Annotated in this window: 13 protein-coding genes; 6 read left to right on the top strand and 7 right to left on the bottom strand. The window is 49.8% G+C overall.

Features of this window, described 5'->3' with window-relative positions:
• Positions 1-14 precede the first annotated feature (14 nt).
• Positions 15-842 (top strand): carbohydrate ABC transporter permease, encoded by an 828-nt coding sequence (locus ACFQ3J_RS17275; RefSeq protein ID WP_091160153.1) that lies wholly within the window; start codon positions 15-17, stop codon positions 840-842.
• 120 nt (positions 843-962) lie between these two features.
• Here the strand turns inward: ACFQ3J_RS17275 and ACFQ3J_RS17270 are convergent, their stop codons facing one another.
• The 7 genes from ACFQ3J_RS17270 to ACFQ3J_RS17240 all read right to left on the bottom strand — a co-directional run bounded on the left by ACFQ3J_RS17270 (position 963) and on the right by ACFQ3J_RS17240 (position 9344).
• Complete coding sequence (locus ACFQ3J_RS17270) at positions 963-2549, bottom strand: FAD-dependent oxidoreductase (RefSeq protein ID WP_251582986.1); 1587 nt, start codon at positions 2547-2549, stop codon at positions 963-965.
• 36 nt (positions 2550-2585) lie between these two features.
• Positions 2586-3410 carry a MurR/RpiR family transcriptional regulator gene (locus ACFQ3J_RS17265; protein WP_251582987.1) on the bottom strand — a complete coding sequence of 275 codons (825 nt, stop codon included), beginning with the start codon at positions 3408-3410 and terminating at the stop codon, positions 2586-2588.
• Positions 3388-4107 (bottom strand): N-acetylmannosamine-6-phosphate 2-epimerase, encoded by a 720-nt coding sequence (locus tag ACFQ3J_RS17260; protein WP_091160148.1) that lies wholly within the window; start codon positions 4105-4107, stop codon positions 3388-3390. Before ACFQ3J_RS17260 ends, ACFQ3J_RS17265 begins: the two co-directional genes overlap by 23 nt.
• 30 nt (positions 4108-4137) lie before the next feature.
• Entirely contained in the window at positions 4138-5655 is a 1518-nt protein-coding gene (locus ACFQ3J_RS17255; protein ID WP_251582988.1) for a DUF4127 family protein, read from the bottom strand.
• A gap of 517 nt (positions 5656-6172) precedes the next feature.
• A complete protein-coding gene (locus tag ACFQ3J_RS17250; protein ID WP_379293503.1) occupies positions 6173-7054 on the bottom strand; it encodes a carbohydrate ABC transporter permease in 882 nt (293 codons plus the stop codon).
• Positions 7054-7932: a carbohydrate ABC transporter permease gene (locus ACFQ3J_RS17245; RefSeq protein WP_091160143.1), complete on the bottom strand. Its 879-nt coding sequence runs from the start codon at positions 7930-7932 to the stop codon at positions 7054-7056. Before ACFQ3J_RS17245 ends, ACFQ3J_RS17250 begins: the two co-directional genes overlap by 1 nt.
• A 98-nt stretch (positions 7933-8030) precedes the next feature.
• Positions 8031-9344 carry an ABC transporter substrate-binding protein gene (locus tag ACFQ3J_RS17240; RefSeq protein ID WP_251582989.1) on the bottom strand — a complete coding sequence of 438 codons (1314 nt, stop codon included), beginning with the start codon at positions 9342-9344 and terminating at the stop codon, positions 8031-8033.
• Between the two features lie 427 nt (positions 9345-9771).
• On the opposite strand from ACFQ3J_RS17240, the gene ACFQ3J_RS17235 reads away from it, so the two are divergent.
• The 5 genes from ACFQ3J_RS17235 to ACFQ3J_RS17215 all read left to right on the top strand — a co-directional run bounded on the left by ACFQ3J_RS17235 (position 9772) and on the right by ACFQ3J_RS17215 (position 14875).
• Positions 9772-10731, top strand: a complete 960-nt coding sequence (locus tag ACFQ3J_RS17235; RefSeq protein ID WP_091160140.1) for an MraY family glycosyltransferase — start codon at positions 9772-9774, stop codon at positions 10729-10731.
• 193 nt (positions 10732-10924) lie between these two features.
• A complete protein-coding gene (locus tag ACFQ3J_RS17230) occupies positions 10925-12121 on the top strand; it encodes a hypothetical protein (protein ID WP_251582990.1) in 1197 nt (398 codons plus the stop codon).
• Positions 12122-12132: 11 nt separating this feature from the next.
• Complete coding sequence (locus ACFQ3J_RS17225) at positions 12133-12882, top strand: glycosyltransferase (protein ID WP_091160137.1); 750 nt, start codon at positions 12133-12135, stop codon at positions 12880-12882.
• A gap of 2 nt (positions 12883-12884) precedes the next feature.
• Positions 12885-14228 (top strand): glycosyltransferase family 4 protein, encoded by a 1344-nt coding sequence (locus ACFQ3J_RS17220; protein ID WP_091160136.1) that lies wholly within the window; start codon positions 12885-12887, stop codon positions 14226-14228.
• Positions 14225-14875: a class I SAM-dependent methyltransferase gene (locus ACFQ3J_RS17215; protein ID WP_091160134.1), complete on the top strand. Its 651-nt coding sequence runs from the start codon at positions 14225-14227 to the stop codon at positions 14873-14875. The genes ACFQ3J_RS17220 and ACFQ3J_RS17215 overlap by 4 nt, the downstream gene beginning before the upstream one ends.
• Positions 14876-14906 lie beyond the last annotated feature (31 nt).

The following is a 14906-nucleotide window of genomic DNA, read 5'->3' as shown; positions in this document are numbered from 1 at the left end:
AGGAGTGAGGCTTCATGATACAGGCAAGACTCAAATCCATCGGTCTATACGTCGGCTTAGCCATTGGTCTCGTTATCTCGATGTTCCCCTTCTATTGGCTGATTGTCATGTCGACGAGAACGACTGCAGACATCTATTCTTTCCCGCCAAAGCTGTGGTTTGGGGGAGAGTTCTGGAACAATCTCACAAGAGTCATGGAACAGATTGATTTTGTCGGAGCTTTTCTTAACACCTTGTTTGTCTCTGCTGTCGTCACAATACTCGTATTGTTCTTCGATTCACTCGCCGGCTTTGCCTTTGCCAAATTTGAATTCCCGGGTAAAAAGTGGCTGTTCGTTCTTCTGCTCGCCACCATGATGGTGCCATCCCAGCTCTCGCTCGTACCATCCTTCGTTATAATGGCTGAGCTCGGCTGGGTCGGATCCTACAAGGCACTCATTGTTCCCGGCATGGTCAATGCCTTCGGAATCTTCTGGATTCGGCAATATGCGGAAGGCTCGATCCCGAAGGAGCTGCTTGATGCAGGACGGATGGATGGCGCCGGCTTCTTCCGACTGTACTTCAATGTAGCTCTGCCGATTCTGCGTCCTGCCTTCGCCTTTCTCGGTGCCTTCACTTTCATTGGGGTATGGAACGACTATCTCTGGCCGCTCATCGTGCTGACTGACGAGAGCAGGTATACCCTTCAGATCGCCTTGTCCCAGCTAAACGGACTGTACAACACAGATTATGCCATGATCATTGCCGGAACGCTGCTGGCGATTATTCCGCTCATTATCCTGTTCCTGTTTATCAGTAAGCAGTTCATCTCAGACATTGCCGCAGGGGCGATCAAGGACTAACCCGATCACGTTTCTTAACTTAGTAGAACCGAATTAGGCAAAGTCCTAACTCAAAAAAGCGACCCCACGGCATTTCCGCTAATGGGGTCGCTAATTTATTTGTCACTTGCTTCGTCACTATTAGTACATCGTATCATACACCTCATCCGGCCAGTGCAGCTCGACGCCCTGATGAGTAAGCAGAAGCTGATACTGCTCCAGATGCTCACTTGAATCAAGTACATGAGCAGGCTGGATGCCGTGTCTCAGGCAATAAGCCGCCAGATAGCCCGCTGCCTCTCCAATGTTCCATTCCGTTGGATGAAGACGGTAGCAGCCATTCGCGATCTGGGTCATTCCAATATTTTTGCAGGCAGGAAGCAGGTTCTTCATACGAATCGGAATGAGTGAGCCGAGCGGGATTTCATAAGGATAATTAGGTATGTAAAAGGATCTCAGCGATTTGGTTGTCGGATGCAGATCCAGATGATAGCTGCCGACGCCGACGCTGTCTCTGTACTGTTTGATGCCCTGATCGCCACGCAGCTCCTTGCTGACATCATGCTCGGTAACCGTGTAGCGTGCCTTGATTCTTCGTGACTCTCTTATATATGCCGTTTTGGCCAGACCGTCGGTTGTCCCCAGAATATCTCCGCGCAGCCGGACTCCGGGATAGCCTGCGCCTCCATCCAAGCGCGGTGCTTCTGTCTGCAGCCAGTAGACGAGCGAGCGTGTCAGATCTCGTGCTTGTTCCTCATGCTCCCGCTGCTTCTGCGACCCAACACCAATGATCGGCGCCAAATAATAGTCGTTCTGTGCCCAGTTGAGCAGCGTCACTTCTCCTGTCGGCAGCGCTTCCCGCCATATGGACGGGTCTACAATTCGGCGATAGGTCCATAACGGAGTTATTCCTTGGTCATTGGGAAACATCGTAAACTGTTTCTGCTTCGTTGTGTCATTCGCGTCTCCTGCGAACCAGCTGAACAAAGGCATCCGATCCGGCAGTGGCGTATAAGCCTTCCAGAAATCATAAGATGCAGGACGTTCAATCATAAAATTGCCGCCCTCCACATATTCCAGCGCTGCGACATGTGTAATAGACTGGATATCACAGGCGTCAGCCTTGAAGAGCGCATGCGGCTCGCCTGTCTCCTCACCCGATTCAGCACCTACTACATATTCTGCGCCCACGATTGGAAGCAAATCACCGTTATCGGTACCATCCAGAAAGTATTCGCCTGTCAGCACGAGTTCCTCGCCGGTGTGCACATGTCTTACACTGACGCTCTGCACATGGTCGCCCTTACAATCGGCTCCATTCGGCACCGTATGGTATAAGATACGAATTTGGCCTGAGTTGATGTATGCTGCCATCATGTCTTCCAGTACCCTTAAGGCAATCTTCGGCTCATGAGCAATCCGGCTCACCCATCCATTGCCCGGGTTTAGAACAGGATCATTCATGGCCACATCGTTCAGAGGATAATTCCGTCTGTAGTACTCCCTCACCCGGTCCCGAAACTCCCGGTAGCTCGCTGTACAGCCAAAGGATTCGATCCATCTGTGCTCATCCGGCGGAACGGCCTGCGAGGTAAGCTGTCCCCCGATCCAATCCGTTTGTTCTGTCATAATAACATTCAAACCTGCTCTTGCTGCTGCTCTTGCTGCTATCGTTCCCCCGAGACTTGCCCCAACTACAATGACATCTGCATGCAATACTAACGTCATTTCCTGGTCTCCTCTCCTCAAGGCCCCGCATAAATATCAATAGCTTCGATCAATAACGGACCTTGCTGTCTTTTCCTTCATTCTCTTCGTTTCTACTATGTTTGTTCTTGCAAGTCCTTCACAGATAAGATCTATAATGAACAGCTGCGAAATCTTAGCTCCAATTGAACCCCCTTCGAGCGGCATTTCTTTGCCGGCCGTCAGCAGCACCAGGTCAGCAATGGAAGTAATCGGCGACTTCGCATAGTTCGTAATGGCAATGACCTTCGCTCCGTTCTGCTTCGCCTTGAGCAGCATATCGTTGGTGTCGAGGGTACTGCCGGATACACTAATTCCAAATGCGACATCCCCTTCCCTCATACTGACCGCCATCATCGCCTGAATGTGACTGTCTGCAACCGCCTCAGACCGTCTGCCTATCCGTAGCAGTCTGTTCTTGGCATCAAGCGCTGTAATGCCGGAAGCACCTACGCCAAAGAACTGCACATTGCCCGCCTGGTCGATCCATTCGATCGCCTGCTCCAGCTTACTCCTGTTCAAGAGACTCATGCTCGAGTGCAGGATATCGATGTTGTTCTCATAGACCATACGGACAAAATCCTTGCTGTCCTCGTCCTGTTCCCCCGGCTTCTTTGCCCCTGCATTCTGAGCAAGCGACAGCTTGAAATCCTGATAACCTTTGAATCCAATCTTCCGGCAAAAACGCATGACCGTTGTCTCCCCAACTCCAGCATAATCGGCCAGCTCTGTGACGGAGTAATACATTAGATCATCGGCATTCTGCAGTACGCATTCTGCTACTTTTTGTTCCGACTTGGTCAGCGAAGGATAGTAGGTATTAATGCGATCTTTCATTTCCATGGATTGAAATCACTGCCTTCCGTGCGGCTTCCGCGAACCGCTTCGTTATTAATTGAGGACGGGAAATAGCGGAACCGACCACGACGGCATATGCGCCGAGCCGAAGCACCTCCTCCACCTGAGCCGGCTCACTGATCCTCCCCTCCGCGATCACCGGAATGACAAGCCGCTCAGCAGTCTCCTTAACCAATTCGAGATGAGGACCTGCTAGGTCTGGAGAGTAGGGAGTATAACCCGACAACGTGGTTGACACACAGCTGACACCGAGGGACGCGGCGTACAGCCCTTCTGCCAAGGTTGAGATATCGGCCATCACTGGCATATCCCGAGACTTCATGTACTCCACCATCGTCTCCAGCGTGACCTGACCCGGCCGCTTTCTTCGCGTAGCATCCAGTGCGATCATATCCGCCCCTGCCTCAATAAGTTCATCGACTTCTTTCGTCGTGGGCGTAATATATACCTCCGAATCCGGATAATCTCGTTTGACGATTCCAATGACAGGAAGGCTCACCGCCTGCTTGATCGCCCTTACATCTTCAGCGCTGTTCGCGCGAATTGCGATTGCCCCTCCTTCTTCTGCTGCCTTGGCCATCTTCGCCATCGTCTCCGAACCATGAAGCGGTTCACCCGGTAAAGCTTGGCATGATGCAATCAGTCCATATCGTATTTGCTCCAATACGGGATTCACTAGCATACACCCTCTTCCTGGTTACTCCTGCCTGATTCATACGGCATGATATTTCACTTTCAGTCCAACTTCAAAGGTACGATTCCACGGCATGTAACAATCCATAATCTCAATTCGGCCCTCCGGACCGTTGATCTTCTCCTCCAATACCTGAGCAAGCCGCTGTTCGACGCGTTCTGCCACCTTGCCCCGCGGACCATCCAACAGAAATTTGTTGTAGCCCATCTCTTCCACAACTCCCGCATTCATTTCCTTGCGAACCGCAGCACAGTAGCATGCATCTTCCGCATAACGAAGCGCGAGGAAATCAAGATGCTCCTGAGTTCGCCCGTACATTGTATAAATGAGAGCCTGCGAGATGACGGTTCCAAGCGAATTCGAGCTGGTGTTCCAGGCTGCATAGCCTGCCAGATCAAACAGAATGCCTTTTTGACGCAGCATTTTGACCAGCTTGAGATCTGCACCGTTCGCATAGCCCACATCTGCAACGGCTACAGCTTTGCCTTGCTCCTTCATCATGTAGGCTCCATACTCGATCAGCTCCATTAAATTGCGGTAGACATCATAGCTAAAAAATGGATGCTCCTGCGACACTGCCTCCATCATCGTCTCACCCGGTGTGCTGGCAAGCAGAATAAGATCCGCTTCACTCGCACTGGACGCAATTAAAGCTCCTGCTGCTGTGATCTGATACTTTAGTGTCTCGTAGAAAAATCGATCTTCATATACCGGTGTAACAAATGCACCTTGAATAGAGGATAGTCTAGGGTATACAAGCGGCTTTACTCCCTTAGCCTCGTTTAACATCCGAGTTATCAGCGTACAGCCGACTTCATCAGCCCCAGGATACATATAAGCCTTTAGCTCCAGGTCCAGCTCACTGATCCGCTGTCTCGCCACCTGCTGATCTTTCGCCGTATATCCATACGGTGCTGAGTCATCCTGCGGGAAGATGAGGAAGTCAATGACCCCATCCTTCACCAAGTCCAGTACTGCCCGGTTAGCCTGGATGTTGATGCTTCTTCTTCCCAAATAATCATCCAGCACCTCCTTTGGAAGGCGGCTGTTAATATCCTTGAGCTCTTCAAGCTCTTCCTCTGTGGCTATATTCAGCTCCTCTCGGTGACTAATATAGCCTTTGCGGAAAATTTCACGTCCCCAATCCGCATAATAATCCGGCTCTTCATCCGATATGGAATACTGCGGACAGCGCATAATGAGCTGAAATGCGAAAATTTTGAGATTCAAATGCTGCTCTTTGAGCTTGCGCAGCCTTGTAAGCCTTGCAATGAGCCCATCTTCCGTAAATTCATGAAGTCTGGAAGGGATTATTCCTCCGTATAAAAGGGTATCCAGTGCGATGACAGCTCCTCCTGCACCCTTGGCCTTCTCTTCAAGCCAGGTCCACAGCTGTTCAATATCGCCCGGTCTTTTTTTCAATCCGAGCATGGACAGTGGAGGCCGCTCTACTGTGAGCTCCGTGCCCTCTGCCAGCATGTACGGAAATTCATAGTTGCATGGCCTTTCGTCGAGTGGGACAAAGATGGTGTGCATAGTTTTCACGCTCCTGAACGCTCGTATTCTGACTTCTGGACGCTCCTGTTCTGACTTCTTCGCTCCGACTTGTTTTGAATGCGGAGTCATGGCTTCGGAGTTGTTCATGCATTCAAAGCCAAAAGTCGCTCAGAATCCAGAACACTCGCTTGGCGCTAAGGTGTGGCGGGTTGGCTTCGCCTCACCCTTGCCCTGATATTAGTTAGTTAAGAGATGAAAGATTAAGAATACTTGAAAACCTTTTAGCCTTCGGCATGGCTCTGTCTTCCCTCACGGGACAGAGAAGTTCTGAACCCTTGCAGCCTTCGGCATGGCTCTGTCTTCCCTCACGGGACAGAGAAGTTCTGAACCCCTGCAGCCTTCGGCGTGGCTCTGTCTTTCCTTACAGGGACAGAGAAGTTCTGAACCCTTGCAGCTTTCGGCATGGCTCTGTCTTCCCTCACGGGACAGAGAAGTTCTGAACCCCTGCAGCCTTCGGCGTGGCTCTGTCCCTCTTCCTTCGGGACAGAGGCAGCTTCTAACCCTTCACCGCTCCGGCGATTCCCTCCATATAGTATCGCTGGGTGAACAGGAACACGACGATGATCGGAATTACCGAGATCATCGTGCCAGCGGCGATCCAGCCGAAGTTATACGAGAACTGACCGTTCAGCGTTGTCAATGCAGACGCTAGCGGATATTTCAATGGGTCATCCAGAATGACCATGGGCCACAGGAAGCTATTCCAGAACGACATGAACTCCAGCAGGGCAATAACGGCAATCCCTGGCTTCACCAGCGGCAATATCAGCTGCCACCAAATACGAAATTCGGAGGCGCCATCGATCTTTCCAGAATCGCGCACATCAATCGGGATGTTCAGGAATGTCTGCCGCATTAGGAAGATGTTGAAGACAGACACCGCCGCAGGCAGAACAACACCCATGTATGAGCCGCCTAGTCCCAAATCCTGAATGGTCAGGTAATGCACGATCATCGCGGTGGAGGATGGGATAATCATCGTTGCAATCAAGGTAACGAACACGAAGTTCCGCCCCTTAAATCGGAATACAGCGAGCGGGTACCCTGTCATGCATGACAAAATGATATTGAACACCACACCCAGCACTGTAATTACAACCGTGTTCCACATATACCTCGGGAAGTTCATGAACTGCCATACCTGTACATAGTTCTCAAAATCAATAAAGGTCGGAAAGATGGCTGGTGGTGACGAGAAAATATTACGGCCGGGCATCAGCGACACGCTCAGCAGCCATAAGAACGGTCCCATCATAAAGATAGCCAGGAGGAACAGCATCAGGTACGTAATGGCCATGCGGATGAACCGTGCAGTCTTTTTCTTGCGCCTGCTCGTCTCCATCAACTTGTCAGCTTCGATTAACTTAACGGTCTCCATCAGTATGAATTGACACCGCCCTTCTGGTTCAGCTTAAACACGATGACACTAAGTCCGCCAATCAGCACACTCACAATGAGTCCCAGCGCAGAGGCATAGCCGAAATTGAATTGCTCCAGTCCTTTTTCAAAAATATACACGCTTGATACCAGCGTCGAGGTTCCCGGTCCGCCCTTGGTCAAGATATATACCTCGTCAAATACACGTACCGCCCCCATCACGGAGATCAAGGAACAGAAAAAGATATGTGGCCGCAGGAGTGGTAATGTAATCGACCAAATGAGCTGCATTCGGTTCGCTCCATCCACTCTCGCTGCCTCGTAGAGGTCATTCGGAATGCCCTGTAGACCTGCGAGATACAGCATCATGTAATATCCGAGTGCTTTCCACATCGTAATAAACATGAGCGTAGCCAGTGCCGTCTCGCTGGTTGACAGCCAGGATACCTGCTCACTAATGATTCCCACCTTCATCAGCAGGTAATTGACGACCCCATTGCTGCTCAGCAGCCAGCTCCAAATCAGGGCTACAGCAACCATAGAGGTGACAACAGGAATGTAATAAGCCGCACGGAAGAGCTTAATCCCAGGAATTCGACTGTTCACGAGAATCGCCATTAATATAGAAAAAATCTGAATAAACGGAACCACGATGACGTACAGCAGTGAGTTCCATAAGGAAATGGTGAAGTTCTTATCCAGGAATGCATTCTTGAAGTTGTCCAAACCGATATACTTTGTTTCCCCAATGACGGAATAATTCGTTAAGGACAGTGGTATTCCATAAATAATCGGCCAAAATACAAACACGGCAATAATGAGTAAACCTGGGGTCATGAATGCCCAGGCTGCAAAAGATTCAGAACGAACCCACCTCATTTGCATTCCCCCCTTGTGAATTAGATGAGGCAAGAAACACATTCCTTGCCTCACTTAACGTCATTCCAGTTGTTCTTATGCCTGCCCTTCCTTGCTTGCTACTGCTTCAGGATATTGTTCACTTCGGCCTCAACTGCATCCAGTGTGGCCTGAATTTCTTTACCGTTCAGCAAGATCTCCTGCAGTCCGCGTGCAATCGCAGAGTTGATATCGCCTGCATTCGGTACGCCGACCATATAGTCTGTCGCTTCCGTGAGGCTTTGGCTCGATGCCAGCTTCGCTTCGGCTTCAAGCGATCCATCGGATTCCTTGAAGAATGGATCTTCAACGGACTCCTTCGTGGAAGGCAGTGTATTGGCTACTTTGGAGAAGGCGGTTTGATTGGCTGCATTGGTAATAAATTTGGCAAACTCAGCCGCTTCCTCTGGATGCTCGGTCTTGGAAGGTACGACAATGTTCATGGAGTTGGACAATCTAAGGCCTGCTTTGCCTGTCGGCAAAGATACAGCAATCGTGTTCTCATATACATCAGGTGCGGACGTTTTGATAAAATTGATGAAGGTTGGTCCGGCGAGTACAAAAGCGGTCTGTTCTGCCGAGTAGAACTGGATCTGTTTGGAGAATTCAGCATCCTCCTTCACCACCAGACCTTCCTCCATCAACCCCTGCAGGTTCTCGATCATAGCCACCATTTCAGGCGTGTTGAACGCAGCTGCGGTCTTGTCTTCGTTCAGGATCTGAATACCGTCGATCGGCAGGAGCTTCGAGACGAGCTGCACAGCGTATCCGGCTTTGCCGGTCTTTTCTTTAACCGTACGAGCCCACTCTGCCAGTTCCTCTCTGGTTTGCGGCGGATTTGCCGGATCGAGTCCAGCCTCCTCCACTATTTTCTTGTTCATGAACAGCACTTCGGTACCGGTGTACCATGGGAGAGCATAAGCTTTGTCATTAATGATGGTGGAATTGAAGATTCCGTCGAAATATACGGCCTTCTCTTCATCAGTGAGGTGTTCGTTCAGGTCAGCCAGCGCACCCTTGGTACCCATTTGACTGGCAAATTCGGTGTTAAGGTTCACGACATCCGGACTCTCATTATTCGCTGTCGTCGTCAGCAGCTTCTGCGTGATCGCATCAAACGGAAAATCACTCCATTTAATCGTCACATTCTCATGTGCTGCCTCGTACTCCTCGATCAATCCGTTAAAATAGTCGTTAAACGTAGGTTGAAGGGCAATGGTCCAGAATTCAAGCTCAATCGGCTCACTGGCTTCTTCCGTTCCTCCTGATCCAGGATCAGCAGGCGCCGGGTCAGCTCCATTATTTCCGCCTCCACCACTGCATGCACTGAGCAATAACGATAGCAACAACAGGGTTAAACACGACAGCTTGAAACCTCTTCTGCTTCTTCTCATTCCTTTTTCCCCCTTCATAGTAGACAAGAGTCATTTGCGAAGAGAAAGACGTGATGATGTGATAAAAGCACGGAAGTTTTACCTTTCGCTTCTCTTTGTGGGAAATTATAGCAAACAAAACCAAAATAAAAAAGATTTTTTCCTAAATTTATTTAAAAAGCGGAATATTTTTTCTTTTGTACTAACACGCTCTTGTTACTCGGAATATAAGCGGCTGAAGAAAACAATCGACAATTCCCGAAACAAACAGCTATAATTTGAATAAATCATTAATAAGGTGAAGTTGAAACTATATATAGACAAACAAAATCATTTTGATCTAACCCTTGATTTAAGCAACTAAAGGTATTATGAAATTGATTCAATGGATGAATAATACATCTAGTGATCTGTCAAAAAAATGCTGAAAAGTGGTGATTTCTGTTCTATGCTGTACGCTGGTGCTTTTATCGTATCCCTGCTCATTGTCGTGCTGCTTATTCCTCCGCTAGGAAGGATCGCTCTTAAGATTGATTTCGTGGACAAGCCAAGAGAGAATGAGGAGCGCAAGCTGCACAAGAAACCAATCCCGCTTACCGCAAGCTATGCGATTTTTGCCGGATTTTTCATCACCTATCTGCTATTCTCGGGCGAATATACTTGGCAGACGGCAGCCTTGTTTACCGGAGGACTGCTCCTGCTCGTCATTGGAACTGTCGATGATTGGTACAAGACCCGAGGCAAGGACTTTCCTGCTCTGCCCAAAATGCTCGTTCAAGTGTCGGCTGCTGTCATTGTATATTTTGCAGGTATTCGTTTTACCGGATTCTATAACCCCTTCAGCGAGGAATATATCTCTCTTCCTGTTTGGCTTCAATTTACACTGACCATTCTGTGGATCTTCGGCGTCACCACGGTCATTAACTTCTCCGATGGGATGGACGGGCTTGCGGGAGGATTATCAGCGATCTCGGGGACGACGTTGTTTATCGTGGCATTAACAATGGGACAGAGCCACTCGGCCATGCTCGCAATCGTACTTGTTGGTGTAACTGCAGGCTACTTAAAATTCAACAAACCGCCGGCCAAAGTGTTCATGGGAGATGCGGGAGCGACGTTCCTCGGGTTTATTCTCGCCGTCATCGCCTTGGATGGGGCATTCAAGCAGGCAACGATTCTATCCATCCTTATTCCGATTCTGGCATTAGGTGTTCCGATCTTCGATAACCTGTTTGTCGTCATCAAGCGTTTCCTGGAAGGAAAAGCGATCTATCAGGCAGATGCGAGCCAGGCTCATTACAGATTATTGAGAGCAGGCCTGACCCATAAGCAGACCCTGGCAGTCTTATGTCTCGTGAGTGTATGTCTGTGCTTGTCCTCGATCATTCTGATGCTGGTACAGATTTAAGCATAAGTTCATATCAACAAGAGCATGGTCCCTGAGTCTTCACTCAGATCATGCTTTTTTTGTGTACTTGGAAGCCGCCGCTCCTAATGCGCAGCATAAGAAATTGTTCATGAACCTCCCTCTGCTCCCATACAGTATATAGATGCAGGCAGCAGCCTACGTATCAGTATAACTATTTAAGGAGCGGATGAAGTTGGACACTCTTCAATTTGTCATATTTCCACCACCCAACACAGCAGATCTGATACTGAAGCGACTTCTAGCCCTTCTCTGTGAGTCAGCCCCTGTATACTATGTTACAAGCCGATCCAAAGTGGAATTCCATGAACACTCCGAACCGGGGCAGCCAGCTTGGCCCGAGGCATTGAATTATGTACTCAGGAGCGAGCTGGCACAGCTCTGGAATGAGAATACCATTGCATTCGTGGCCCATCCATACTGGGTCCATGCAGTGGCCTCCCTGCATCCGAAGCACATTATTACATATGAGTCTGCCCATCTTGATAAGTCGGATGAAGGACTTTATATAGCATGTATGCAGCAATTGACGGCGTTATCCCAGCTTATATGCTCTGCTTCGGAGATGAAATGTCTGGACTGGTCCTTCCGAGGTTTCTCCGCATTGCTCCTTCAGGAGGAATCGACCGTCTATGATGTGCTTTTTCAGGAAGCCGTTCATGAGCTTACAGGCAGTCCACTCACAGCGGTGCATCGTCGTCAGTGGTCGGAGCGAGCTGCTTATTATGAATCGTTACGAGAACAATCCGGTCCTCATGAGACGGTCTCCTTCCTGTTGTCGGTCTATATGTACTTACTGGAGGATAAGAAGTCCCTTCGCTATGCAGAGGAGGCCTTCCTGCAGGCTGTCATGCAGGGCAGAAATAACGCTCTGATTACACACTATAGATTTATCTCGGCCATCTATGCACAGCAGGGCAATCTTCGTCAGGCTGTCAACACTTACGGAATTACAGCTTATAGTGATGCGGACATGAATAAATATCATTCCCTTCTTCAGTTAATGGCCGATGGGCAAGAAACGGCTGCCTTGTTCCATATCTATCGATTCAATGATGATTATCGCGCAGCCTTATCCATACTGGACCTGCTGCCGGAGCAAAATGCAAGACATCTATCCTTTCAGCTGTACCGGGAAACAGGCCGCCTGGAAAAAGCACTCGGAGAGGTTGCAGCCTCCGATCTGCAAACCGAGCAGGACCGAAGGGAATTCCGCATACTGTCAGGCAGTGTAGAAGCAATGAGAGGTGACCGGCATACCGCAATCCGCCTGTTCATGGAAGCTGCCGAGAGCGATGAGGATGCGCTCGTGCAAATTTTGGCACTGGATGCGCTCGATGAGGAGCTTCGAATTCTGGAGCAAGGGAGCTGAGCCTAGAGACGATGACAATATCCAATTCACCACCTATATCGCCTGTCCGGAAAAAGGAAAACAATAAGTTGACGGCCATGCTTCAAGTTCGTAATGAAGGCGGCCGCTATTTGGAGGAAGTGCTTGAGGATCTCTCTACCTTCGTGGATAACATCGTGATTGTAGACGATGCAAGCACAGACCACACACTTGAAATATGCAAATCCTGCGCCAAGGTAGAGAAGCTGGTTACTCTGGCAGCGTCTCTGTTTGATGAGGAGTGGAAGCTCCGCTCAATCCTGTGGCAGACCACGGTCTCTACTTCACCCGACTGGATACTTGCCGTTGATGCCGACGAGCTATATGAAGAACGTGCGAAGCGGAGTATTCGAAACCTGATTAATCAGGATCGGTACGATTGGGTCAGCTTCCGATTATATGATCTGTGGGGGAGCAGGCAGTATTATCGGGAGGATGAGCTGTGGCAGGCGCATCGCCGGCAGACCATGACGCTTGTCCGCTATTTTCCAGGCTTCCCTTATCCCTATCCCGAAAGGGCGCATCATGTTCCCCGTCTGCCATCCACCTGCGCTGCTCTGCAGGGATTAACGACAGATCTGCGGATCAAGCATTTGGGCTGGGCAGGACCACTTGAGGAGCGCGTTCAGAAGTACATCCGTTACAAAAAGCTCGATCCAGAAGGCAAATGGGGGAATACTGCGCAGTATGAATCCATTCTGGATCTTTCCCCAAGCCTCGTGGAGTGGAAGGAGGAGATCTAAGCATGGGGTATATTAGTGTGCTTACGCATAGCTTCGCAGATGGCTATAATCGTGACTTCGAGCGGCTGTTTGGCGGCGGGCTGGAACGGTACATTTTTCGGCTGTGTCAGGTTATTCGAGATATCGGCCATGTCCCGGAAGTGCACCAGCTCTCCTACTACGAAGCATTCCACAAAACCATAGAAGAGATCGAGGTGTTCGGTTACCCCTATGATCCGGACCATATACCACAAGCTTTTGACGAGATGGCCTCTCGCGCCCGCGGTCCGCTCATCTATGCTAGCTGCATATGGCACCCGCTGAACTATGCTCCGGGCAGCCTGGGTATCTGCCACGGCATTAACTGGGATCGTCATAACCTGCCGGCAACTGCCAAAAGTGAGATTGCCGGCTCCATTCAAAGGGCTCTAGACCAGCTCGATACCCTTGTGTCGGTTGATTCGCACTTTCTTACCTACTGTCGCGCCGCATGCACCTATCAGAATCCCCATCAGGTTGTGCTCATTCCGAACAGTGTAGATACCCATTATTTCAAGCCTGTGCACCTAATGCACGGAGACGCCGAAGAGGACAAGGCGATTGATGAAGAAGCACTGCGCAAAAAAGTAAAGGGCCGGACTGCCTACCTTCATCATGTAGACGAAGAGCAAGACGAAGATCTCCAAGATAATGATCTCAATGAAGACTTCCATCTTCCCGCTGACTTCAACGCTGCGATAGAAGCATCGGATCTGCAGGCTGCTGACGCTGCCTCTAACCAGAAGAGCATCCGGCTCTTATTCCCAAGAAGAATCAGCCTGGAACGAGGCATCATTCCTATGATGCTGGCCAGTGATCGTCTGCTAGGCGCCTATCCCTCTCTCGTCATTGAATTTGCAGGCGAGCGGGTTGAGGGCAGCACGATAGGAAAGACATTCGAGATATGGAGAAAGCATCATCCGCACAAAGATCGTATATTTGCGAAAAGGTACACATTTGATGAAATGCTGCTGACTTATCAGCAAGCGGATATCGCAGTGATTCCGACGATCTTCTCAGAAGGAACCTCCTATGCCTGTCTTGAGGCCATGAGCTGCGGGCTCCCCGTTGTCGCAGGCAATGTCGGAGGATTAAATGATATCGTCCAGGACGGACTAAATGGACTGTCTGTTCCTCCGGTAGAAGAGAACATTGTAGCCGCCATATGCAGGCTGATCGATGATGATGAGCTCAGACATCGAATGGGTAATCAGGCAAGACAAACTGCACTTGCTTATGATGATCGCAAGTGGGAACTTGCCTGGAAAACGGTGCTTCAAAACCACCTCAGCCGCAAGGCCCGGAAGGAGCGTATACTGCTGCGATGACACTCGACTCAAGATATATACGGCGTGATGATGGGCGGATGGATACTGTTCTTGTTCCATTGCATCCAGCCTGGTGGAGCAGACCATATGAATATGCTTGGGCCCGTCAATTCGCTCATGCGGAAGATACTGTACTGGACGCTGCCTCCGGCATTCCTCATCCTTTCAAATTCTGGCTCGTCGACCGTGTGCGTAAAGTATACGCCTGTGATCTGGACCCGCGAATCTTATCAAATGAAGCGATCCGATCCGCAGTCGCGGACGATTTTGGCATTCAAATATCGAGAATTCTGCCAGAGCATTACATCGAGAATGTTGAACGGGCCCAGGCCGATTTAGCTGCACTGCCTTATCCGGATGAGCAATTTGATACAGTTTACTGCATTTCTGTACTGGAGCATTTAGATCCTTCCACACGGCTGAAATCGCTCCAGGAATTTGCCCGGGTTCTGAGACCTGACGGCAGACTCGTGCTCACTTTTGATGTGCCTGAAATTGAGCCGGAACAGCTTACCACTCTCCTATCCGAAGCAGATCTGGCTATAGATGGTCCGCTGAGCACCGAACGGCCTGAAGATGCTGTATACACAACCATGTATGGTCCAGCCATCTACTGCTTCCGGGCTCTGATCAAAAAGAGAGCATAACGGTCACTTGTGGTGGCCAGACCGTCCGCAA

The organism is Paenibacillus provencensis, from assembly GCF_042678545.1.
GTDB lineage: Bacteria > Bacillota > Bacilli > Paenibacillales > Paenibacillaceae > Paenibacillus > Paenibacillus provencensis.
Note: the sequence above shows the minus strand (reverse complement) of the source record. Positions and strands in the feature narration are given on the sequence as shown.